The organism is Frigoribacterium sp. AP1, assembly GCF_056680555.1.
Window position 1 is genome coordinate 920,990 of sequence record NZ_CM155288.1, and the last position, 22,186, is coordinate 943,175.

General features: G+C 73.2%; 20 protein-coding genes. 13 read left to right on the top strand and 7 right to left on the bottom strand.

Translation table 11 applies throughout. The features are described from left to right. Positions 1-14: 14 nt before the first annotated feature. Positions 15-875 (top strand): phosphatase PAP2 family protein, encoded by an 861-nt coding sequence (locus AC1MBW_RS04450; RefSeq protein ID WP_480025590.1) that lies wholly within the window; start codon positions 15-17, stop codon positions 873-875. A gap of 78 nt (positions 876-953) precedes the next feature. Here the strand turns inward: AC1MBW_RS04450 and AC1MBW_RS04455 are convergent, their stop codons facing one another. Beyond that, the gene (locus AC1MBW_RS04455) at positions 954-2,105 is read right to left on the bottom strand and encodes a VIT1/CCC1 transporter family protein (RefSeq protein ID WP_480025591.1); all 1,152 of its coding nucleotides are present in this window, start codon (positions 2,103-2,105) and stop codon (positions 954-956) included. A gap of 100 nt (positions 2,106-2,205) precedes the next feature. Between AC1MBW_RS04455 and AC1MBW_RS04460 the strand changes: the two genes are divergently transcribed. The 3 genes from AC1MBW_RS04460 to AC1MBW_RS04470 all read left to right on the top strand — a co-directional run bounded on the left by AC1MBW_RS04460 (position 2,206) and on the right by AC1MBW_RS04470 (position 4,128). Further along, positions 2,206-3,096 carry a DUF429 domain-containing protein gene (locus AC1MBW_RS04460; RefSeq protein ID WP_480025592.1) on the top strand — a complete coding sequence of 297 codons (891 nt, stop codon included), beginning with the start codon at positions 2,206-2,208 and terminating at the stop codon, positions 3,094-3,096. A gap of 143 nt (positions 3,097-3,239) precedes the next feature. Then, entirely contained in the window at positions 3,240-3,752 is a 513-nt protein-coding gene (locus AC1MBW_RS04465) for a GNAT family N-acetyltransferase (RefSeq protein WP_480025593.1), read from the top strand. Positions 3,753-3,768: 16 nt separating this feature from the next. Next, positions 3,769-4,128, top strand: a complete 360-nt coding sequence (locus tag AC1MBW_RS04470; RefSeq protein WP_480025594.1) for a hypothetical protein — start codon at positions 3,769-3,771, stop codon at positions 4,126-4,128. Positions 4,129-4,564: 436 nt separating this feature from the next. Here the strand turns inward: AC1MBW_RS04470 and AC1MBW_RS04475 are convergent, their stop codons facing one another. After that, positions 4,565-4,984 (bottom strand): YchJ family protein, encoded by a 420-nt coding sequence (locus AC1MBW_RS04475; protein WP_054144839.1) that lies wholly within the window; start codon positions 4,982-4,984, stop codon positions 4,565-4,567. Positions 4,985-5,537: 553 nt separating this feature from the next. Here AC1MBW_RS04475 and AC1MBW_RS04480 point away from each other — a divergent pair. The 3 genes from AC1MBW_RS04480 to AC1MBW_RS04490 all read left to right on the top strand — a co-directional run bounded on the left by AC1MBW_RS04480 (position 5,538) and on the right by AC1MBW_RS04490 (position 8,117). Next, positions 5,538-5,933, top strand: a complete 396-nt coding sequence (locus AC1MBW_RS04480) for a hypothetical protein (RefSeq protein ID WP_480025595.1) — start codon at positions 5,538-5,540, stop codon at positions 5,931-5,933. A 193-nt stretch (positions 5,934-6,126) separates the two neighbouring features. Next, positions 6,127-6,993, top strand: coding sequence for a metallophosphoesterase family protein (locus AC1MBW_RS04485; protein ID WP_480025596.1), 867 nt, complete (start codon positions 6,127-6,129; stop codon positions 6,991-6,993). 107 nt (positions 6,994-7,100) lie between these two features. Then, a complete protein-coding gene (locus AC1MBW_RS04490; protein ID WP_480025597.1) occupies positions 7,101-8,117 on the top strand; it encodes an NAD-dependent epimerase/dehydratase family protein in 1,017 nt (338 codons plus the stop codon). A gap of 48 nt (positions 8,118-8,165) precedes the next feature. Here AC1MBW_RS04490 and AC1MBW_RS04495 read toward each other — a convergent pair whose 3' ends face one another. Further along, complete coding sequence (locus tag AC1MBW_RS04495; protein ID WP_480025598.1) at positions 8,166-8,819, bottom strand: HAD-IA family hydrolase; 654 nt, start codon at positions 8,817-8,819, stop codon at positions 8,166-8,168. A gap of 58 nt (positions 8,820-8,877) precedes the next feature. On the opposite strand from AC1MBW_RS04495, the gene AC1MBW_RS04500 reads away from it, so the two are divergent. The 3 genes from AC1MBW_RS04500 (at position 8,878) to AC1MBW_RS04510 (ending at position 11,178) form a co-directional block, all read left to right on the top strand. Then, on the top strand, positions 8,878-9,297 hold the full coding sequence (locus AC1MBW_RS04500) for a hypothetical protein (protein ID WP_480025599.1): 420 nt from the start codon (positions 8,878-8,880) through the stop codon (positions 9,295-9,297). Between the two features lie 375 nt (positions 9,298-9,672). Continuing rightward, positions 9,673-10,605, top strand: coding sequence for an aminodeoxychorismate lyase (locus AC1MBW_RS04505; protein ID WP_235451002.1), 933 nt, complete (start codon positions 9,673-9,675; stop codon positions 10,603-10,605). Between the two features lie 303 nt (positions 10,606-10,908). Beyond that, positions 10,909-11,178: a hypothetical protein gene (locus tag AC1MBW_RS04510; RefSeq protein WP_054145917.1), complete on the top strand. Its 270-nt coding sequence runs from the start codon at positions 10,909-10,911 to the stop codon at positions 11,176-11,178. A 141-nt stretch (positions 11,179-11,319) separates the two neighbouring features. Here the strand turns inward: AC1MBW_RS04510 and glgX are convergent, their stop codons facing one another. Further along, entirely contained in the window at positions 11,320-13,377 is a 2,058-nt protein-coding gene (glgX, locus tag AC1MBW_RS04515) for a glycogen debranching protein GlgX (RefSeq protein ID WP_480025600.1), read from the bottom strand. 362 nt (positions 13,378-13,739) lie between these two features. On the opposite strand from glgX, the gene AC1MBW_RS04520 reads away from it, so the two are divergent. Next, on the top strand, positions 13,740-14,789 hold the full coding sequence (locus tag AC1MBW_RS04520) for a hypothetical protein (protein ID WP_480025601.1): 1,050 nt from the start codon (positions 13,740-13,742) through the stop codon (positions 14,787-14,789). 136 nt (positions 14,790-14,925) lie between these two features. Here AC1MBW_RS04520 and AC1MBW_RS04525 read toward each other — a convergent pair whose 3' ends face one another. The 3 genes from AC1MBW_RS04525 to AC1MBW_RS04535 form a co-directional block, all read right to left on the bottom strand. Then, a complete protein-coding gene (locus AC1MBW_RS04525) occupies positions 14,926-16,905 on the bottom strand; it encodes an APC family permease (RefSeq protein ID WP_369813573.1) in 1,980 nt (659 codons plus the stop codon). A gap of 131 nt (positions 16,906-17,036) precedes the next feature. Then, complete coding sequence (locus tag AC1MBW_RS04530) at positions 17,037-17,792, bottom strand: response regulator (protein ID WP_480026074.1); 756 nt, start codon at positions 17,790-17,792, stop codon at positions 17,037-17,039. Positions 17,793-17,797: 5 nt separating this feature from the next. Beyond that, on the bottom strand, positions 17,798-20,398 hold the full coding sequence (locus AC1MBW_RS04535) for an ATP-binding protein (RefSeq protein WP_480025602.1): 2,601 nt from the start codon (positions 20,396-20,398) through the stop codon (positions 17,798-17,800). Positions 20,399-20,700: 302 nt separating this feature from the next. Here AC1MBW_RS04535 and AC1MBW_RS04540 point away from each other — a divergent pair, with 302 nt between their 5' ends. Next, positions 20,701-21,366 (top strand): TetR family transcriptional regulator, encoded by a 666-nt coding sequence (locus AC1MBW_RS04540; protein ID WP_054144969.1) that lies wholly within the window; start codon positions 20,701-20,703, stop codon positions 21,364-21,366. Between the two features lie 3 nt (positions 21,367-21,369). Then, the gene (locus tag AC1MBW_RS04545) at positions 21,370-22,116 is read left to right on the top strand and encodes a phosphotransferase (RefSeq protein WP_480025603.1); all 747 of its coding nucleotides are present in this window, start codon (positions 21,370-21,372) and stop codon (positions 22,114-22,116) included. The last annotated feature ends 70 nt before the right edge of the window (positions 22,117-22,186 follow it).

Sequence of the window (22,186 nt, forward strand, 5' to 3'; positions counted from 1 at the left end):
AGTTAGCTCATCCGGTGACTGCTCACCCCACCCTCTCGACGACCCCGGCCGTCCGCCGCCGGGTCACGGGTCGCTGGGTGGTCGCCTCGTCGGCGTCGCTCGTCGTGCTGGCGGGCGTGTACACGATCGCCGTCCTCACCGAGGCGGGCCAGTCCATGGAAGACAGCATCCTCCGCTCGGTCGACGGCACCACCCTGCTGCAGTCCGGGGTCGCGCTCGACGCCATCTCTCCCCCGGCCGTGCTGCTGGTCGTCGCCCTCACGATGGTGGTCGCGTTCCTCCGCCGCCGGCCCGGCTCGGCCGTCCAGGCGGGCGTGCTGATCGTCGGCGCCACGGTCACCACGCAGGTGCTCAAGCAGCTCGCGCCCCGTCCCGAACTCACCGGCGAGCTCTACGGCAACAGCTTTCCCAGCGGGCACGTCACGGTCGCCGTCGCCGCCGTGCTGGCGATCATGACCACCTTCGGTCGGCACGCCCGGCCGCTGTTCTACATGATCGGCGCGGCCTTCGCGGCCGTCGTCGCCGAGCAGACCGTCGCCTTCGGCTGGCACCGCTGCAGCGACGTCGTCGGCGCCTGCGCCGTGGCCCTGCTCTGGCTCGGCCTCGTGCGCATCGGCGCGGCCCGCCTCTCGCGCGACCCTCGCGGCCGCGACGACGTCGGCCCGCGGTCACACGGAGCGACCTCGGTGGTGCTCGGCCTCGCGCTCGTCGTCTGCCTCACCCTGTCCGGTGCGATCTGGAGCATCGGCATCGGCTCCGACATGAGCCTCACGACGTCGACCGGTCAAGGGGTGCTGATGGGTGCCCGTCTCGCCGCGGCCGGTGTGGTGCTCGTCACGTGCTGGATCGCGTGGAAGCTCGACCGCAAGGCCTGACGCCTCGACCTGACCGACCGGCTCGGCGTGCAGCCCGGGCTCAGCCTGCGGCGACCGGCTCGGCCCGCCGCGCCCGGCTCAGCCCGCGGCCCCCGTCCCGAACAGCAGCCCGAGCAGGTACGTCACGGCGGCCGCCCCGAACCCGATGCCGAGCTGGCGCAGTGCCCGCTTGACCGGGCTCGCCCCCGACAGCAGCCCGACCACGGCGCCCGTGCCGAGCAGGGCGACGCCGACCAGGGCGGACGCCACGACGACGGCCGCGAGCCCGGACAGCCCGAACAGGTAGGGAAGGACGGCGATGACGGCCCCGGACGCGAAGAAGCAGAAGCTCGAGGCGGCAGCGCCGAAGGCCGTGCCGAGGGTCTCATGGGTGGCGGGTTCGTCGGCCGAGCGCGCCTCCTGGTCCGGGGCGTCCGCCCAGCCGGCCGTGGCGGCGCCCGGCGCGGCCCCCGCAGGAGGCGCGCTCGGCGACGAGGCACCTCGCCCCACGCCTGCGAGCACCTGCCGCGCGTGGGCCTCGGCCTCGTCCGGCGACATGCCCCGCGCCCGGTAGACGAGCGCCAGCTCGTTCGCGTCGACGTCGAGGTCGGGCAGCACCTGTCGCGCCGTCGGGTCGGGGGTGGAGGCGTCGAGCAGTTCGCGTTGCGACCGCACCGAGACGTACTCGCCCGCACCCATCGACAGGGCCCCGGCGAGCAGGCCCGAGAGCCCGGTGAGCAGCACGACGTGGTTCGTGACGCCGGACGCGCTGATGCCGAGCACGAGCGCCAGATTGCTGACGAGCCCGTCGTTCGCCCCGAACACGGCGGCCCGGAACGACCCCGACAGGCGGTTGCGACCCCGCTCGGCGAGGCCGCGCACGACCTCGCCGTGGATGCGTTCGTCGGCGGCCATCGCGTCGGTGGCGTCGGCGTCGGTCGCGTAGGGCGACCGCGCCTCGGCGCTCTGCACCAGCGCGAGCACGAAGATCGAGCCGAAACGGCGGGCGAGCACCCCGAGCACGCGGGTGCGCAGGTCGGTGCGGGCCGGGCGTCCGACGTCGTCGCCGAGCAGGTCGACCCAGTGCTGCGCGTGACGGCCCTCGGCGTCGGCCAGCGCGAGCAGGATCGCACGCTCCTCGCCGTCGCGGCGGCGGGCGAGGTCGCGGTAGGTCGACTCCTCGGCGCGTTCGTCGGCGAGGTAGCGCCGCCAGCGGCGCAGTTCGGCCGGGGTGCGGGTGCTCGTGGGCATGGGGACAGTATCGTCCGGCGCACGCGACGGGCGCGAGACGGCAGGCGCCAGGTGACGGCGACGGGGTCGGACCGAGCGACCGCGCGGGTACGGTCGACCGGTGACCCCGCCCGCCACCGCGACGCCGACCGCGCCCCGCTACCTCGGCGTCGACCTCGCCTGGCGTGACTCGACGCCCGAGCGTCCCGCGAACGAGACCGGCCTGGCCGTGATCGACGCCGACGGCACGGTGCTCGACGCCGGCTGGGCCCGCGGGGTCGACGAGGTCGAGGCCTGGGTGTCGCACTGGTCGACGCCCGGTTCCGTCGTCGCGATCGATGCCCCCGTGCTCGTGCCGAACGCCACGGGCATGCGGGCGAGCGAACGGCTCGTGGCGCGCGCCTACGGTCGCTGGCACGTCTCGGCCAACGCGAGCAGCGCCTCCTTGCCCTGGCTCGGCGGACGCACCCTCGGCGAGCGCCTCGAGCGTGCCGGCGGCGTGTACGACGACGGCGTGCTGCCCTTGCCGGTCGAGGCGGTCGGCCACTTCGAGTGCTACCCGTACACGACGCTGGTCGGGATGACCGAGCTCGGCTACGACGACAAGCGCCCCCGCTACAAGCGACCCGACCTCACCCTGCCGAAGGAGGCGCGGCGCGAGGCCCGCGCGACGGCCTGCGACGAGCTGCTCCGTCGGTTGGCCGCGCTGGCGGGGGCCGAGGTGCCCCTGCGCCTCGACTCGCATCCGGTGTCGGCGGCACTGCTCGACGAGCCGTCGCCGCTGGTGGACCGGGCCTACAAGCACCGCGAGGACCTGCTCGACGCGCTGGTCTGCGCCTGGACGGCGGTGCTCCGCGCCCGCACGCCCGAGCGCCTGCAGGTGCTCGGCGTCGACACCGAGCCGGACGACCGCGGGAGGCGCGCGACGCTGATCTCACCGGCCCGCCCCGAGCAGCGGCTCGGCCCCGCGCCCGTGGCGAGGGTCGGCCGGGACGCGCGCCGCGCCTCCTGACGTGACGCCCCCGGGGCGCGACCCTGCGCGGTGACGCGACCCGCGCCTCCTGCCGTCACGCCCTCGGGGCGCGACCCTGCACGGTGACGCGACCCGCGCCTCCTGCCCCCGCCTCGTCCCGCCCCGTGTGGCAGGGTGGCGGCATGCCCGCACGACCCGTGACCGTCCGCCGCACGACCGCCGACGACTGGCAGCACGTCCGCGACCTGCGCCTCGCGATGCTGGCCGACACCCCGATCGCCTACGGCGAGACCCTCGCCGTGGCCCGCCGCCACGCCGAGGCCGAATGGCGGATGCGCGCGGCCCGGGGCGAGGCCGAGCACGGCACCTCGCTGATCGCGATCGACGACGAGACGGGTGACTGGGTCGGCGCCATGGGCGGCTTCCTCCAGGCACCGGGGCAGCCTCTGCTGGTGGGCGTCTACGTCGCCCCGACCCATCGGGGGCGCTCGGCCGGCGTCACCGACCTGCTGCTCGAGGGTGTCGAGGCCTGGGCCGCGACCGAGGGCGACGTCCTGCGGCTGCACGTCCACGAGCAGAACGAGCGGGCCATCGCGTTCTACCGCCGACGCGGGTACGAGCCGACCGGCCACACCAACGCCTACGCCCTCGACCCCACGGCGCAGGAGCTCGAGATGCTCGCGCCGCTGCGCTGACCGCCACGCCGCGCCGGTGGCGAGCACGCACGACGTCTTCCTCGAGGGCCCGCACGACGAGTCGCGGCAGCTCGTCGAGCAGACCCTGATCGATCACGGCTTCGCCCTCTCGCTCGCGCCCGACGGCAGCACCCGGGCCGTTCGGGGCACGCTGGCGTCCACCCTCGCGCTGCGCGCCTTCGCCGGGCGGGCGCAGTTGCTGACCCTCGGCGTGCAGTGGTTCGTCGACGACCGGGGGCGGCTCGTGGCGCGGGTCGTGCACGACCCGGCCCTCTCGGTGCTCGGCGGACCGGTCGGCGTCGTGCGGGCGCAGCGGGCCGTCGGCGAGGTGGTCCGGGCACTCGAGGCGGTCGCGGCCCGACGCGGTGCGCCGTGACGGCGGGACCGGTCGTGCGCTCGACCGTGGATCACCCGTCCTGTCCCCCGAAACACGGGTCCGTCGCCCGTCCCTGTGAGGAGCGTCCACGTCTGAACCGCACCACCTCGTCCGGCCTAGCGTTCGTCGAGATGGAGGGCGAGAGCCCTGCATCGGTGTCGTCCGGACCGTGGGTCCCTGCCCGTGAAGCTCTCCCTGCGGCCCGGCGGCGTCACGGAGAGGATGCCGGGTCCGACGGACCCGCCGTCCTCTTCGTGACGCCCGATGCCGACGCCGTGTGCTCGCGTCGACCCTTGCCGGCTCGGCTCGGTGCCCGCCGGCTCGGTTCGGTGCCCGCCCGTTCGGTTCGGTGCCCGCCGGTTCGGTTCGGTGCCCGCCGGCTCGGTTCGGTGCCCGCCGGCTCGGCTCGGTGCCCGCCGGCTCGGTTCGGTGCTCGTCAGCCCGCGACACCGTCGACGTAGAGCCACCGCCGGTCGACCCTGACGAAGCGACTGACCTCGCGCTGGGACCCCACTCCCTCGGAGTCCCGGAAGTGCGCCTCGAACTCGACCGTCCCCTCGGCGTCGAACGGCCCGCCCGCCTGCGTCCGCACGACGTCGAGCCGGAACCATCGCGTGGCCGGGTCGACCTCGAGCGTCGCCGGGCGCGTCGTCGGATGCCAGGTCTCGAGCAGGTAGGAGGCACGAGCGAGCGCGAACGCCGAGTACCGCGAGCGCATCAACCGTTCCGCCGTCGGGGCGGGCGTCGTGCCCCGGTGCAGCGGTCCGCAGCACGAACCGTAGGTCTCGCCGCTGAGGCAGGGGCACCGGGCCGAGTCGTCGAGGTCGCGGCCGTCGAGGGGAGCAGCAGGAGGCATCGGGCAATTCTCCGGCACGTCCCGGCGCCCCGACACCCCCGCCCCGCCCCGCAGCCACCCCCGTCGGCAACTCCTGCCCCGTGCCGCCGCCCACCCGCGCCACGCCCACCCCTGCACCCCGACGCTGCACCAGCCAGGAATTGCCGACACCTCGCATCCTCCGTCGGCAACTCCTGTCTCATGCCGCCGCCCACCCGCACCACGCCCACCCCGACACCCCGACGCTGCACCAGCCAGGAATTGCCGACACCGTCCGTCCGCACCATGCCCAACTCCGCCGCCCCCGCACCCGCCGGCCCCACCAACCGCACCTCCCCCGTCGGCAACTCCTGCCCCGTGCCGACGACCACCCGCGCCACGCCCACCCCTGCACCCCGGGTGCCGCACCAGCCAGGAATTGCCGACACCGACACCGACCGCGGAGGGCGGTCCGAGCTACACCGTCGACGGGCGCCGGGTGCGCCGAGGCGGCTCCCCAGTCCGGGTCGCACCCCAAGGGGCCGCCCCCGCACTGGGCGTCGCCCCGGGAGCCCCGACCTGGCACGGTGATGAGGTGACGACCTCGCCGACCTCCGCCTCGCACCCCGTCCACGAGCAGGAGCTCGTGTTCGCCCACGTGCGTGCGGTCCTGGGCGCGGCGGAGGCCAGCCCCGTGCTTCCCCGGCTGTCCCGTCGCAAGACCGCCCGCGCCCTGGCGTCGGCCGGCTTCTGCAACCTGACCGGCGAACCCGTCCGGGCGTCCGCCCTGAAGCAGGACGGGACGCAGTTCTTCGACCGCTCCGAGACCGTCCTGGTCGAGTCGCTCGCCAAGGGCCGACGCTTCTACGGCCTGTTCGTCGAACCGACGTCGCCGACCCACGAGGACTGGGCGACGATCACCGACATGTTCGCCGAGCTCGGGCGCCGCGTGCACGGCCGCCTCGCCCCCGCCGACCAGTTCCGCGGCTGAGCCCGGCCGCCACATCCGGGGTCGCACCATCGATGTGCTGTCGAACCACCCATCTGCGTGGTTCGATGCCCCATCCGTGGTTCGACTCGACCGCCCGAGCCACCCGAGCCGCCCGAGCCACCCGGGCCGCCCGAGCCGACCGAGCGGGCCGAGCACCGCGCCGCTGCGACCCCGCACCCGGTAGCGTCGCGACATGCACGCCCTGCCGCCCGGAGCCCTCCGCATCGTCCACCTCAGCGACGCCCACCTGCTCGCCGACGGAGCCCTGCACCAGGGCGTCGTCGACACGGCCGAGGCCCTCGACCTCGTGCTGGCGGAGGCCGCGCGGGTCGAGGGGGTGCGACTGCTGGTGGGGTCGGGCGACCTGTCGGACGACGGGACCCGCGCCTCCTACCGGCACCTGAGCGAGCGCACCGACGCCTGGGCCCGCGCGGCCGGAGCCGAGGTGGTGCTCGTGCCGGGCAACCACGACGTGCGCGAGGGCTTCGCCGAGGTGCTCGGCGGCGACCCGGCCCGACCGCTCGACCTCGTGCGCGACGTCGACGGGTGGCGGGTGATCGGGCTCGACACGTCCGTGCCCGGGGCCGGCTACGGCCTGCTGCGACCCGAGCAGCTCACCTGGCTCCGCGACGAGCTCGCGACGCCCGCCGGGCGTGGCACCGTGCTCGTGCTGCACCACCCGCCGATCGCGGCGCCGACCACCCTGCACGAGTCGCTCGCCCTGCAGGACCCGGAGGCGCTGGCGGCGGTCCTCGAGGGATCGGACGTCCGCGTCGTCCTCGCCGGGCACTACCACCACCACATCGTCGGCCACCTGGCGGGCGTGCCCGTGGTGGTCGCGCCCGGGGTGGCGAACGACACGGACGTGCTGGCGGCCGTCGGCACCGAACGGGCCGTGCGCGGCTCGGGGTTCGCCGTGGTCGAGGTGTCGGCCGACGGATCGGTGCGCTCGACCCCGGTGCCCGTCCGCGACCCACGCGACGGCGACGAGGTGTTCGTGCTGGACGAGGCCGCCGTCGCCCGCATCGCCGCCGAGGCCGGCGCTCCCCCCGCCGCCTGACCCGGGCCGGACCCGCGCCCAGGGGCCGCGCGTAGGCTCGGGCCAGGCCTGCCGCCCACCCGGGGCCGGCGAGAGGCCGATCGTCGAGTCGTGAAAGTGAGACACCCATGCGCGTGGTCGTCGTCGGAGCCACGGGCAACCTGGGCACCGCCCTGCTCACCCGCCTGCAGGCCGAACCCGAGGTGACGTCCCTCGTCGGCGTCGCCCGCCGGGGTCCGCGCATGGCGACGCCGCCCTACGGCGAGGTCACCTGGTTCTCGATCGACGTCGGGGCCGACGACTCGCCCGTCGCCCTCGAGCGCGCGTTCGCGGGGGCCGACGCCGTCGTGCACCTCGGCTGGGCCCTCCAGCCGAGCCACCGCAAGGCCGTCATGTACCGCACGAACGTCCTCGGCACCTCGCACGTCCTCGACGCCGCCGCCCGGGCCGGTGTGCCGCACGTGCTCGTCGCGTCGTCGGTCGGCGCCTACTCGCGGGGCCCCAAGGGCCGCCGGGTCGACGAGACCTACAAGACCAAGGGCGTCCGCCGCTCGAGCTACTCGAAGCACAAGTCGATCAACGAGCGCGTCATGGACGCCTTCGCCGAGCAGCACCCCGAGGTCACGCTGACCCGCATGCGCCCGGGCCTCGTGTTCCAGGCCGCCGCCGCGAGCGAGATCGTCGGCCTCTTCGCCGGCCGCTGGGTGCCCACCCGCTGGATGCAGCGCGTGCGCCCCCCGTTCCTGCCGCTCGCCCCGCGCTTCGTGTCGCAGGTCGTGCACGCGAGCGACGTCGCGGACGCGTTCTGGCGGGCGATCGACCGCCGTGCCGGTGGGGCGTTCAACCTCGCCGCCGAACCCGTGGTCGACCCCGACCGCATCGCCCGGGCGTTCGGCTCCCGCCTGCTGCCCGTGCCCTACCGCCTGTTGCGCGCCGTCGTCCAGCTCACCTGGCTGGCCCGTCTGCAGCCGACCGAACCGGGCTGGCTCGACATCGCCGCCAAGATCCCGGTCATGTCGACCGAGAAGGCCCGCACCGTGCTCGGCTGGACGCCGCGTCACACGTCGGACGAGACCCTGCGGGAGTTCGCCCACGCCCTCGCCCACCGCACGAACCACGAGGGGTCACACCCGCTGAACGGCTGACCGCCTGCGGCCCGCCAGGCCCGCCAGGGCTGCCAGGCCCGCCCTCCCCTACGGGAGCGTCAGCTCGAGCAGTCCGTCGTCCCGCACGGTGACCGACACGCCCTCGTACCCGGTGACGCGCGGCAGCCCGTCGGCGGCCGGCCCGTCGTGGTCGCCGACGACGACGACCGAGGCTCCGGAGGCGCGGGCGGCCTCGAGCCCCGCCGCGGCGTCCTCGAAGACGACGACCTCACCCGGGTCGACCCCGAGCAGCTCGGCAGCCAGCAGATATCCGTCCGGGGCGGGTTTGCCCACGGCCACCTGCTCGGACGCCAGCACGACGGCGGGCCAGGGCACGCCCGCCTCGGCCATCCGCGACCGTGCCAACTCGTGGTTCGCGCTCGTCACCAGCGCCACCCGGTCGCTCGGCAGGCCGTCCAGGAAGGCGGCCGCACCCGGGATCTCGACGGTCCCGTCCCGCGTTCCGGCCTCGACGGCCTGCAACCCGTCGGTCAGCGTGCGCGCCTCGACCTCGGACATCCCGGGCAGGAACCGCGTGACGGTGTCGTGGGTCTGCCGTCCGTGCGCGAACGCCAGCAGCTCGACGACGTCGAGCTCGTGCTCGGCGGCGAAGTCGCCCCAGATGCGTTCGACGACGGCCGTCGAGTCGACGAGCGTGCCGTCCATGTCGAACACGATCGCGCGGCAGATGAGGGTCGTCATGCCGCCAGTCTGCCCCGGCGCACATGCGGCACGCACCCCCACGGCGTACCGTGCCCGCATGCACGAAGACGAGCACGACACCCAGACCGGCACCACCCCGCGCGACGAGTCGACGACCACGGCCGGCGTCGGCTACGCCGGAACCGCCGACTCCGCGCCGGACCGTCGCGACGCCGACGACCCGACGGCCGACTTCCCGCGCAGCGAGGCGACCACCGCCGAGATGCAGCGGTCGGCCGTCGAGGACTCCCCCGCTGTCGACGAGGACACCGACCTCGACGCCGTCCAGGCCCTGCCCGGTGAGGGCGGCCCGGACGACGGCGGCGACATCGAGGTCGACCCCGACGACCTCAACCTCTCGGGCGACTCGATCCCCGGGCACCCCAAGCCCGGCGAGCCCGATCCCGCCGACGACTCCACGGCTGACGGCGCCACCCCGGCGCACCCGAAGCCCGGGCCGCCCAAGCCCCGAGGCTGACACCTCCGCACCGACCACGAAGGGCCGCACCGTCTCGACGGTGCGGCCCTTCGGCGCGTGTGGTGTGGTGCCGGGCGGGCCGCCCCGTGAAGAAGCTCTCGGCCCGCCGGGCACCACGCGCCCACCATGGGCGGGCTCGTTCACGGTACCTCCGCTGTCTGGGCACGCCAAGGACGCATCGTTCGAGAAACCCCTGTTCAGGCGCAGAAAATAGCTAGACCGCCTAGCCAGGCCAACGATTCGACGCCCGATGTCCGCCGTCGAGCAGCGACCCAGCCACTCCGGGTCGCGAGAGCGTCTAACCTCTCGACGACGAGCGATTCTCCACAGCCTGTCCACAAAGCGAAAACCCCGGCCCGAGGTACGGTCGAGGGCGTGACCGACCTCGCTGCCGACGCCTCCCCCACGACCGACACCGCACCTCCTGCCCCCGTGCTCGTGGTGATCGACCGGGCCCGGGCCGGCGCCCGAGGCGAGGGTCCCGGGTGGCACGTCGCCGACGCGACCGAGCCGACCGTGAACGTCGTCGACCTGGGCGTGACCCGCGGCGACGGCATCTTCGAGGCGTTCGGCGTCGTCGACGGGGCCGTGCAGGCCCTCGAGCCGCACCTGCGACGCCTGGCCCGCTCGGCGGCGCTGCTCGACCTGCCCGACCTCGACCTCGACCTGATCCGCGAGGCGGTGCTCGCCTCCGCCGCCGCCCACGCGCCCGTGCCGTTCGCGTTGACCAAGTTGATCGTGACGCGCGGCCTCGAGGGCGTGCCCGACAGCGAGCCGACCGCCTGGGCACGCACCGAGGTCTACGAGGACCACGCCGCCGAACGTCGCGACGGCATCCGCGTCGTGGCGCTCGACCGCGGCTACCGGCACGACGTCGCGCAGACCTCGCCGTGGCTGCTCCAGGGCGCGAAGACGCTCTCGTACGCCGTGAACAAGAGCGTGCTGCGCGAGGCCGCCCGGCGCGGGGCCGACGACGTGCTCTTCGTGAGCAGCGACGGGTACGCGCTCGAGGGGCCGTCGGCCTCGCTCGTCGCGCGCTTCGGCGACCGCTTCGTCACGCCACGCACCGACCAGGGCATCCTCGAGGGCACGACGCAGGCCGCCGTGTTCGACGCCCTGGCGGACCTCGGCCACGAGACCGCGTACGAGCTGCTGCCCCTCGCCCGCGTGCACGAGGCCGACGCCCTGTGGCTGCTGTCGAGCGGGCGCCAGATCGCCCCGGTGTCGGACCTCGACGGGCGGCCCTTCGCGATCGACCACGACCTGACGACCTCGCTCGTCGAGGCGCTCTGGGCCCGTCGCGACTGAGCCCTGCTCACGACTCGGGGCGGACACACCGCACGGCCTCGACCGTCGTTCGAACGGATGTCCACCTTGCGAACGATGCGTCGGCCGATGGTGGCGATCGAACGGCGACCTGCGAGAGTCGGGAACGCGTCGATTCACGGCGACGCGACCCGCACCACCCCGTTCCGCACGCGGTCGCAGGGCCGCAGAGATGAGCAGAACAATGAACATCGTCCACGCCTCCGGGCACCACCCCCTCGCGCACGACCTGGCTCCCACCGAGCCGATCGACATCAGCGCATTCCTCCTGGCGGAGGCCACGGCATGAACGCCGCCGACCTCTCCCGTCTCAGCCACGACCAGCTCGTGGCACACGTCCGTCGCTCCGTCGACGTGACCGGTCACTACGTGGCCGACCGCCGGGTGCCCGCCGCCCGCATCGAGGTCTACCCCAAGCGTCGACCCGCCGTCCGGGCCCACCGGTCGCAGGCCGACCGCGAGCCCGTCGTCTGCGGCACCGTCGTCGACATCACGCCGGGCCCGAGCTACGCGGACTTCTTCGCCCCCGCGGCGCAGCAGCTCGCCACCGCCTGATCCCGGCCCGGCCTCGGCCGGCCCACACGACGACCGCCGTCCCCTCGGGGCGGCGGTCTTTCGTGTGCCCGGTGCACGCAGGAGGCGCGGTGCCGGTCCCGAGGACCCGCACCGCGCCTCCTGCGCTCGCGTCGTCGGAGCCTAGGAGGCGCGGCTCCGCAGCAGCGTGAAGCTCGCGTCGCGCACGAGCAGCGTCGTGACGGCGCCCTCGACCTGCTGGCCGGGGTCGCTCGACGAGGCGAGCTCCCACTCGCCGTGGGGCGCGTCGGGCACGTTGAACTCGACGACCGCGGTCGAGCCGTTGACGAGGTAGGCGAACGCGTCGGCGTCCTTGTGGGTCAGCACGAAGGTGATCGCCTTGTTCTCGCCCTGCTGCCAGTCACCGCTCGAGAACGAGTGGTCGTCGGCACGGCGCACCTGCACGTGGTCGTCGCTCTCGACCTCGGGGGCGTACCGGAACCAGTCGGGACGCAGCGCGGGGTTCTCCCGGCGCAGCGTGATCAGCTCGGTCGTGAAGGCGAGCAGGTCACGGTCGGCACGCTCCCAGTCGAACCACGAGATCTCGCTGTCCTGGCAGTACGCGTTGTTGTTGCCGCCCTGGCTGCGCGCGATCTCGTCACCGCCGAGGATCATCGGCACGCCGGCGCTGAGCAGCAACGTGCCGAGGAAGTTCCGGCGCTGGCGGTCGCGGTACTCGTTGACCGCGGGGTCCTCGGTCGGACCCTCGGCGCCGCCGTTGAACGACTTGTTGTCGCTCTCGCCGTCCTGGCTGTCCTCGCCGTTCTCCTCGTTGTGCTTCTCGGCGTAGCTCGTCAGGTCGGCGAGGGTGAAGCCGTCGTGCGCGGTGACGAAGTTGACGCTCGACAGCGGCGACCGACGGTCGCCCTCGTAGACGTCGGGGCTGCCGAGGACGCGGTCCGAGAACGTGGACAGGACGCCGGGTTCGCCGTTCCAGAACTCGCGGACGTCGTCGCGGAACTTGCCGTTCCACTCGGACCAGTCGGCCGGGAAGCCACCGACCTGGTAGCCGGCGGTGTCCCAGGGCTCGGCGATCATCTTGACGCTCTGCAGCACCGGGTCCTGGTGGATCAGCGTGAGGAACGCGCTGTGCTCGCTGGCCTCGCCGCCCTGACGGGTGAGGGTCGTGGCGAGGTCGAAGCGGAAGCCGTCGACGTGCATCTCGGTGACCCAGTAGCGCAGGCTGTCCATGATCAGGGCGAGTGCCGCCGGGTGGCTGACGTTCAGGCTGTTGCCCGTGCCGGTCGTGTCGAAGTAGTTGCCCTCGTCGCCCTCGACCAGACGGTAGTAGGCGGCGTTGTCGATGCCCTTGAACGAGATGGTCGGGCCCATGTGGTTGCCCTCGGCCGTGTGGTTGTAGACGACGTCCATCCACACCTCGAGGCCGGCGGCGTGGAGGTCCTTGACCATCTGCTTGAACTCGGCGACCTGGCCGCCGGCCGTGCCCGCGGCCTTCGACGCGTACTCGTCGTGCGGCGCGAAGAAGCCGATCGAGTTGTAGCCCCAGTAGTTGCGCAGGCCCTTCTCCTCGAGGTGGCTGTCCTGCACGAACTGGTGCGTGGGCAGCAGCTCGACGGCGGTGACGCCCAGGTCGGTGAAGTGCTTGATCGCGGCGGGGTGACCCATGCCGGCGTAGGTGCCCCGGATGTCCTCGGGCACGTCCGGGTGCGTCTGCGTGAAGCCCTTGACGTGCACCTCGTAGACGACCGTGTCCTCCATCGGCGTGAGCGGACGCCGGTCGTCGCCCCAGTCGAAGTCGCGGTCGGCGATGACGTTGCGGGGCATGGCGTCGGCGGAGTCGGTGTCGTCGCGCGTCTCGGGCTCGTTCATGTCGTGGCCGAAGACGGCCTGGCCCCAGTCGAACGTGCCGTCGAGCGCGGTCGCGTAGGGGTCGAGCAGCAGCTTGTGCTCGTTGTGGCGGAGGCCGGCGGCCGGGTCCCAGGGGCCTGCGACACGGAGGCCGTAGCGCGAGCCGACCCGCGCCTCCTCGACCACGGCGTGGAAGACGTGACCGGTGCGGTTCGTCAGCTCGAAGCGGCGCTCGGTGCCGCCGTCGGCCTCGTCGTCGAACAGGCAGAACCAGACGTGGTCGGCGGTCTCGGAGTACACCGCGACGTGGGCACCGCCGTCGGGCAGGGGCGTCACGCCGAGGGGGTAGGGCAAGGAGCGGGAGTCGGTCATGCTCCCAGCAGTACAGGAGGAGCGCTGCCGGCGGCCAAGCTGAGCGCCGTACCCCGCCGAAGCGTCCTCCCCGCCCCGCGCCTCCTGCTGCCTGCCTGCCGCGCCTCCCGCCCCCGCGTCCCGCCCCGCCCCGCGCCTCCTCCCCGCCCGCCCCGCGCCTGCCTGCCCGCCCGCCCCGCGCCTGCCTGCCCCTCCTCCCTACCCATGAACCCCGCTCCGTGCGATGAACCACGAAGCTTCGTGGTTCATCGCACGGAACGGGGTTCGGCCTCGCCTCTTCCACAACCCGCACGTTCGCCCCTCCGTCCCCGACCGCCGCCGTGACACCCCGCCCTGCCGCGTTCGGCAGGAACAGTCTCGGCATGACTCCTCCTTCCCTCCCTCCGTGCACGCTCCTCTTCGCCGCGACCCACGGCGACGGCTCCCGCGAGACGGCCGCCCTGCGTGCCGGCGTCCGAACCGGCACCCTGACGCGCCTCCATCGCGGTGTCTACGTCCGCACCGACGAGTGGTCACCCCTCGACGGGCGTGACCGACACGTGCTGTTGAGCCACGCCGTCATGTCGGGACTCGGAGGCGGGTGCGTGGTCTCCCATTCGTCCGCAGCGGCCGCGCTCGGGCTGCCACGAGTGCTCGAGGAGCATCCGGACGTCGTGAGCGTGATCGATCCGAGGCGAGCAACGACGAGACGGTCGACGCATCTGCTCCGCCGCCCGGGCCACGTCCGGGCCGACGACGTCGAGATCATCGACGGGATGGCGGTGACGTCGCTCGCCCGCACCGCTGTGGACGTCGCACGCGTCGAACCGTTCGCCGACGCCGTCTTGTGCGCAGATGCCGTGTTGAGGCAGCTCGTCCTGCCCGAGGGCCACCGGACGGGACCGGCAGTCGTGGCCGCCCTCGGTGAACAACGAGTTGAACTCTTGGCCCGCCTCGGCCCGACATCGCACCCCGGTGGACGAGCCGCCAGGCGTGCGATCGAATTCGCCTCCCCGTGGGCTGAAAGCGGTGGCGAATCTCTCTTGAGGGTCGTGCTCTTCGAACTGGGGCTGTCCCAGGTGGAACTTCAGCGCCGGTTCATCAGCCCCGAGGGAGACGTGGTGGGCCGATGTGACGCCTTCCTCGCGGCATCAGGCACCGCCGTCGAGTTCGACGGATACGTCAAACTCACCGATCCGCGCATGCTCCACGGGAGGACGCCTGCCGAGGTGATGCGCGACCGAGCCCGTCGAGATCAGAGACTCTTGGCGTGCCCCGAGGTGAGAGCTGTCGTCCACAGCGACTACCTGGACCTCGTCGAACCCGTGCGCCTCGCCGGTCTCCTGCGGCCAGCGGGAGCGTGCCTGGACCCGCGGCGGGTGACGGCAGCCGCCCGCATAGCGGCACGTCGATTCACAGGGTCGTCGCGATGAACCCCGTTCCGCGCGATAAACCACGAAGCTTCGTGGTTCATCGCGCGGAACGTGGTTCGTCAGGGCGCGGGCGGCAGGGCGGGCGGCAGGGCGAGGGCGCCGGGCGGGCGGCCGGGCGGGCGCGGTCGCGGGGCGGCTAGCTGACGTGCACGTCGGGGCGGCGGCTGCGCGAGGGCTCGGCCCTCCGCAGCACCTCGCGGGTCACCGGCGCGACCTCGCCCACCCCGGTCAGGAAGAACCGTCCCATGTTCGACAGCGGGTTGCCCTCGGTCCACTCGAAGTAGATGTCGGGCACGACGCCGGTCTCGTCGCGGATCGCCAGCAGCACGCTGGCCACGGCGTTCGGCACGGCGCCGCTCGTCGTGCGCAGCACCCGGTAGCCGTGCAGGGCGTGCCCGGTGACGACGAGGTCCTCCTCGAAGTTCGACGAGTCGCCCTTGTGCACCTCGAGGAAGATGACCGGCGAGCGCTGCGGGATGCCGCTGTACTTGCGCTCGGCCGACAGCTTCTTCTTGTAGATCTCGGCGACCTCGCGCCCCGGCTCGTGGGCGATGACGCGGATCGTGCCGTACTCGTCCGCGTCCTCGCGCACGTACGAGAGGGCTGTGTCGTCGAGGGTGACCGACGTCGCGCGCAGCTGGAACGACCGCTGCACGCGCGAGACGAGCGACACCGCGATGATCCCGATGATGAAGATCGCGGCGATGCGCACGCCGTCGGGGCGCTCGACGACGTTGGTGACGGTCGTGTAGACGAACACGAGAGCGACGATCCCGAAGCCGATCGTGCGCTTGCGCTGGCGCGCCCGTCGCGCCGACAGCGTCACGGCCACGGAGGCGCTGGTGATCAACACGAGCACTCCCGTCGCGTAGGCACCGCCCTGGGCGTCGACGTCCGCCTCGAACACGATGGTGATGACGAACGCGATCACCGTGAAGACCAGGACGAGGGGTCGGACGGCTCGGGCCCACTGCGGCGCCATGCCGTAGCGCGGCAGGTAGCGCGGCACGAGGTTGAGCAGCCCGGCCATGGCCGACGCCCCGGCGAACCACAGGATGCAGATGGTGCTGACGTCGTACAGCGTGCCGAAGCCGTCGCCGAGGTACTGGTGCGCCAGGAACGCCAGGGCGCGACCGTTGGCCGACCCGCCGGCCTGGAACTCGGCCTGAGGGATCAGCAGGGTCGTGACGAAGCTCGACAGGATGAGGAACGAGCTCATGATGATGGCGGCCGTGGCGAGCAGGCGCCGGGCCCCACGGATGCGTCCGACCGGTTGGGCCGGAGTGTCGGTCGGGTCGCCCGTGATCTGCGGCATGACCGCCACCCCGGTCTCGAAGCCCGACAGGCCGAGGGCCAGCTTCGGGAAGACGATCAGGGCGATGCCGACCATGACGAAGGGGTTGCCGTGCTGCACCGTCAGGGCGTCCCACCAGTTGCCGATGACGACCGGGTTCTCACCGATGTGGAAGAGCGAGACGGCGATGACGACGAGGTTGAGCGTCAGGAAGATCGCGACGAGCACGACCGCGATGCCGATCGCCTCGCGGAACCCGCGCAGGAAGACGGCGGCGAGCAACGCGACGAGCACGAGCGTCAGCGGCACCTCGGCCCCGTGGAACCAGGACGGCGCGAACGGGTTCTCGACCGCATGTGCCGTGGCGTCGGCCGCCGACAGGGTGATGGTGATCATGAAGTCGGTGGCAGCGAATCCGAGCAGCACGAGGACGAACAGTTTGCCGCCCCACCAGGGCAGCAGCCGCTCGAGCATCGCGATCGACCCCTCACCACGGGGGCTCTCGCGGGCGACCCGGCGGTAGACCGGCAGGGCGCCGAAGAGGGTCAGCAACACGAGCACGATGGTCGCGAGCGGCGAGAGCAGACCGGCCGCGACGGCCGCGATCGCCGGCTGGTATCCGAGGGTCGAGAAGTAGTCGACGCCGGTCAGGCACATCACCCGCCACCACGAGTGGGTCTTCTCGGGGGTCTCGGCGTGCGGCCCCTGGTGCGTGCCCGCGGTCTCGGTGAGGCCGTGGAGCAGCCAGCTGCGCATCCGTCGCTCGGTCGCGTGGGGGGTCGATGGTTCGACCCTGGCGGGTGACTCGGGTTGCGCGGTCACGGGTTCCTCTCGGACGTGCGGGGCGCACCGGCCGGGAGGCAGGCACGCGCCCTGCCACGCTAAGCCTCCCGCGCCTCCTGATGGGGTCGTCCGGCGTTAGGAAACCGTGAGGATCTCGGCGGCGACCGCGGTCACGACCCCCGGACGGCCTGCGCGTCGGCGTCGGGCACGAAGCGGTAGCCCATGCCGAGCACCGTGACGAGGTGCCGGGGGGCGGCCGGCACGGGCTCGAGCTTCTTGCGGAGTTGGGCGAAGTAGAGCCTCAGGTAGCCGGTGTCCTTCGCGTGGAAGGGACCCCAGACCTCGGTCAGGATGGTCTCGCGCGTGATCAGCTTGTCGGGGCTGTGCAGCAGCAGCTCGAGGATCTTCCACTCGGTCGGCGTCAGTCGCACCGACTCGCCGCCGGTGCCCCCACCCCCGGCCGCCCCCGCAGCGCCGGCGGCGCCCGCCCGACGCACCACGGTCTTCGCCGAGAGGTCGACCTGCACGTCGCCGAAGGCCACCACGGGTTGCTCGTCGTCGGTGCCCGACGGGAGTCGGCGGGTCTGCGCCCGGATGCGCGCGAGCAGTTCGTCCATCGAGAAGGGCTTCGTGACGTAGTCGTCGGCGCCTGCGTCCAGGGCCTCGACCTTGTCGGCGGCGTCGGTGCGGCCCGACACGACGAGGATCGGCACGGTCGACCAGCCGCGCAGGCCGGCGATCACCTCGACCCCGTCGAGGTGCGGCATGCCGAGGTCGAGCATGACCAGGTCGGGGTGCTGCGTCGCCGCCAGGTCGAGTGCCTCGCGCCCGTCGCCGGCCGTGACCACGTCGTAGCCGCGCGCCCCGAGGGTCACCTTGAGCGCCCGCAGGATCTGCGGGTCGTCGTCGGCGATCAAGATCTTCACGGAGCTCACGTGGCCGACCGTACCCGATCGTCCCCGGTCGCCCCGGTCGCCCCGGCCGACCCGGCCGCCCCGGCCGCCCCGGCCGCCCCGGCGCGCCCGGCCACGGGAGGCCCGGCCACCGGCAGCCCGACCACCATGGTCAGCCCGCCACCCGGGGTGTCGTCGAGCGCGAGCGTGCCGCCCATCGCCTCCACGAAGCCCTTGCTGAGCGCCAGGCCGAGTCCGAGCCCCGTGCTGTTGTCGGTGTCGCCCCACCGCTGGAACGCGACCATGATCTCGTCCCGCCGTTCGACCGGGACCCCGGGTCCGCGGTCCACGACCCGCAACTCGACCCGGTCGCCGAAGGCACTCGTCGAGATGCGGACGCTCGCGTCCGGCGGCGAGTGGCGCAGGGCGTTGTCGAGCAGGTTGACGACCACGCGCTGCAGCAGCACGGCGTCGGCCCGCACGGGCGGCACGGTCGCCCTCAGCGCCAGCTCGACGTCGGCCGGCCCCAGGCCGAGCTCGTCGAGGGCGCCGAGCACGACCTCGTCGAGGTCGACGTCCGCCGGCGTCACGGCGAGCGCACCCGCCTGCACGCGGCTGACGTCGAGCAGGTCGGTGACGAGGGTCGAGAGCGAGTCGAGGCTCTCGTGGGCGGTGGACAGCAGCTCGTCGCGGTCGGCGTCGCTCCAGGCGACGTCGGTCTGCCGCAGTCCGCTGACGGCGGCCGTCGCCGCAGCGAGCGGGCGGCGCAGGTCGTGGCCGACGGCGGCGAGCAGGGCGCTGCGCATGCGGTCGACCTCGGCCAGCGGGGCGACCTGGCCGGCGGCCCGGCTCAGCTCGGAGTGCTCGAGGGCCGCCTCGACCTGCGCCGCGACGACGTCCAGGAGGCGCCGGTCGGCTGCCTGCAGTCCGGGTCCGGTCAGTTCGAGGGTCGCGTCGGTGCCCGCGGCGATCGACGTGGTGGTCTCGGCCGGGGACCCGGGTGCGGGACGTCCGTCGTCGGTGAGCCGCGCCTCCCCGATCTGGACCCCGCCCTGGACGACGCGCACCCGGGTCATGCCCAGGGCCTCGCGGGTGCGCCCGATCAGGGCCTGCAGGGCGTCCTGGCCGCGCAGCACGCTGCCCGCGACCGTGGCGAGCAGCTCGGTCTCGGCGAGGGCCCGGGCGGCGGCGCGACTGCGGCGAGCGGCCTGGTCGACCACGTAGCTGACGATGGCGGCGTTGAGCACGTACAGCACGAGCGCGGCCAGGTGCAGCGGCTCCGCGATGGTCAGCTGGTAGATCGGCGCGATGAAGAAGAGGTCGAGTGTCACGCCCGAGAGCAGCGCCGCGAGCAGGGCCGGCCAGATGCCGCCCGTGACGGCGACCACCACGACCAGCAGCTGGAAGACCAGCACCGTGCCCGCGATGCCGTCTTCGGAGCGGTGCCCGGCCAGCAGCCCGGTGAGCAGCGGCCCCGCCACGAGGGCGAGCACGAAACCGGCGATCACGCGGCGCCGCGAGAGGGCCCCGCCGAGTCGCGGCAGCACCCGGTCGCGACCGGCCGAGGCGTGGGTGACGATGTGCACGTCGATGCGACCGGACTCGCGGATCACGGTCGAGCCGATGCCGGGCCCGGTCAACGCCGCGGCCAGGCGCCCCCGCCGGCTGACGCCGATCACCAGCTGTGAGGCGTTCACCCCGCGGGCGAAGTCGACGAGCGCGCGGGGCACGTCGGAGCCGACGACCTGGTGGTACGTGCCGCCGAGCTTCTCGACCAGGGCACGCTGCGCCGCCAGGGCTCCGGGCGCTCCCTGCCGCAGGCCGTCCTGGGCGCTGACGTGCACGGCGACGAGCTCCCCTCCGGACGACCGTGCGGCGATGCGGGCGCCCCGACGGATCAACGTCTCGCCCTCGGGTCCGCCGGTGAGGGCGACGACGACGCGCTCGCGGGCCTCCCACGTGCTGTCGATGCCGTGCTCGTCGCGGTAGGCCTTGAGCGCGCTGTCGACCTCGTCGGCCAGCCAGAGCAGCGCCAGCTCGCGGAGCGCCGTGAGGTTGCCCAGACGGAAGTAGTTCGAGAGCGCCGCGTCGACCCGGTCGGCCGGGTAGACGACGCCCTCGGCGAGCCGGTCGCGCAGGGCCTGTGGGGCGAGGTCGACGAGTTCGACCTGGTCCGCCGCCCGCAGCACGGCGTCGGGCACGGTCTCACGTTGGGTCGCCCCGGTGATGCGCTCGACCACGTCGGTGAGCGAGTCGACGTGCTGCACGTTGACGGTCGAGACGACGTCGATGCCGGCGACGAGCAGGGCCTCGACGTCCTGCCAGCGCTTCTCGTGGGTCGAACCCGGGGCGTTCGTGTGGGCGAGCTCGTCGACGAGTGCCAGCTGCGGGGCCCGCGCGAGCACCGCCTCCAGGTCCAGTTCGTCCAACGCGACACCGCGGTGGACGACCACCCGGCGAGGCACGACCTCGAGGTCGCCGACCAGTGCCGAGGTCGCGCGCCGCCCGTGCGTCTCGACGACGGCCACGACGACGTCGACGCCCTCCGCCCGCAGCCGTGCGCCCTCTTCGAGCATCGTGTACGTCTTGCCCACTCCGGGTGCCGCCCCCAGCACCACCCGCAACCGCCCTCGCTTCATGGGCTCAGCCTGTCACTCCCGCGGACCTGACCGTGCCGGACGGGGACCACTCGCCGGGCAGACGGGAACGCCCCGTGACCACGGGGGCCACGAGGCGTGTGTCTCGAGAGGACCGGGCCCCCTCCGTGGTTCAGCTGGAGGGTCGCACCCGACGCGACCCTGCGCGATCTCACAGGGGGTTGTGTGCCTGGTGTCTCTCGAGGCCGTCCGACCCGAATCGGACTCTTGAAGGATACGCGATCTCGAGGCTCCGTTGCCCATTGGGCATGGAAATTCTCAGGAAGTCCCGGCACCATGGTCCGATGCAGCAGACCCCAGCGCGTGGCGACCTGACCCGGTTCGCGACGGAAGCGGTCGGCGGGCGCGACGAGAAGCGTCGGGCGACGAGCCGCGGGCTCGCCGATGCGGCCTTCCGATTGGCGACCGAGAAGGGCTTCGACGGCTTCGTCGTCGAAGACGTCACCGCCTCGGCCGGTTACTCAAGACGGACCTTCGCCAACCACTATTCGTGCAAGGAAGACGCCGTGGCCTCGGTGCTGCTCAACAAGGCGGGCGCGGCGGTCGACGCCTCTGACCTGTCGATGCTGGCGTCCTTCGAAGGCACCGACATCGACCTGCTCGAGCTGTTGCTGCTGTCGGCCGTCGACACGCAGCTCGTCGACTACATGATCAGCCTCCGCCACCTGCTGCGGACGCACGAGCCCCTGCTGCCCTACGTGCTCGCGGTCGGCGTCCCCATGACCGAACGCGTCGGCGACGTCATCGCCCTGGCCGTCGGCCCCTCGCGAGACGCCCTGACCACGTCCCTCCTGATCCACTCGACCTGGGGTGCCGTCATCGCCGTGCTGCGCGGCGTCTACGATCCATGGGTCGACACGACGACCGACGACGAACGCGTCGACGCGCTGCGCGCCTACTGGGTGACGACCTTCGACCGCTTCCGCACCGGCTTCGGCCCCGTGGCCTGACCCTTGGACGACGCGATCCCCGCCGGTGAGGTCCTGGCCGGGGGCAACATGAACGCGGTCGTCCGACAGGGCGACACCGTGCTCCGTGTCGCCGGCCCCTGGACCCCCACGGTCCACCGCCACCTCAGGTACCTGTCCCGCGCGGGCGTGGACGGCATCCCCCGGCCGCTGGGCATCGAAGGCGGACGCGAACGCCTCAGCTTCGTCGACGCCGACGTGCCCGTCTATCCCCTGCCCGACCACGTCTTCACCGACGAGGCCCTGGTCGAGGGGGCACGACTGCTGCGCCGTCTCCACGACGCGAGCATCGGCTTCGGCCTCGACGGCGCCGTGTGGCAAGCCCCGGTGAAGGTGCCGTCCGAGGTGATCTGCCACAACGACTTCTCACCGCACAACCTCGCCTACGACGCCGCAGGACACGTCGTCGGTGCGATCGACTTCGACTTCGCCTCGCCCGGCCCGCGCCTGTGGGACCTCGCCTACTACGCGACGCGTGCCGTCCCCCTCACCGACCGCACGCCGCCGAACGCCCCCGGCATGGCCGACGCCGAGCGGCGCGTCCGACTGCTCCTCGACGCCTACGGCAGCGAGGCGACCTGGGCCGACGTGCTGCGGGTCGCGATCATCCGCTTGCACGACCTCGCCGAGATGAGCCGCGACAAGGCCGTCGAGCTGGGCAACCCCCGGCTCGTCGACGACGCGGACGGGTACGAGCGCGAGGCCGCGTACCTGGCGACCCTGCGCGACTGAGCCGCGCGCGCCTCCCGCGCTCGTCCACGACGGCAGGCACCGCACCCGGACCAGGACCAGGACCAGGAGG

Bases quoted from the DNA above. Each gene is read 5' to 3' on its own strand.
- AC1MBW_RS04495 (WP_480025598.1), bottom strand. From the start codon at position 8,819: ATGACGACCCTCATCTGCCGCGCGATCGTGTTCGACATGGACGGCACG.
- AC1MBW_RS04500 (WP_480025599.1), top strand. From the start codon at position 8,878: ATGCACGAAGACGAGCACGACACCCAGACCGGCACCACCCCGCGCGAC.
- glgX (WP_480025600.1), bottom strand. From the start codon at position 13,377: ATGACCGACTCCCGCTCCTTGCCCTACCCCCTCGGCGTGACGCCCCTG.
- AC1MBW_RS04520 (WP_480025601.1), top strand. From the start codon at position 13,740: ATGACTCCTCCTTCCCTCCCTCCGTGCACGCTCCTCTTCGCCGCGACC.
- AC1MBW_RS04490 (WP_480025597.1), top strand. From the start codon at position 7,101: ATGCGCGTGGTCGTCGTCGGAGCCACGGGCAACCTGGGCACCGCCCTG.
- AC1MBW_RS04535 (WP_480025602.1), bottom strand. From the start codon at position 20,398: ATGAAGCGAGGGCGGTTGCGGGTGGTGCTGGGGGCGGCACCCGGAGTG.
- AC1MBW_RS04465 (WP_480025593.1), top strand. From the start codon at position 3,240: ATGCCCGCACGACCCGTGACCGTCCGCCGCACGACCGCCGACGACTGG.
- AC1MBW_RS04475 (WP_054144839.1), bottom strand. From the start codon at position 4,984: ATGCCTCCTGCTGCTCCCCTCGACGGCCGCGACCTCGACGACTCGGCC.
- AC1MBW_RS04540 (WP_054144969.1), top strand. From the start codon at position 20,701: ATGCAGCAGACCCCAGCGCGTGGCGACCTGACCCGGTTCGCGACGGAA.
- AC1MBW_RS04510 (WP_054145917.1), top strand. From the start codon at position 10,909: ATGAACGCCGCCGACCTCTCCCGTCTCAGCCACGACCAGCTCGTGGCA.
- AC1MBW_RS04485 (WP_480025596.1), top strand. From the start codon at position 6,127: ATGCACGCCCTGCCGCCCGGAGCCCTCCGCATCGTCCACCTCAGCGAC.
- AC1MBW_RS04455 (WP_480025591.1), bottom strand. From the start codon at position 2,105: ATGCCCACGAGCACCCGCACCCCGGCCGAACTGCGCCGCTGGCGGCGC.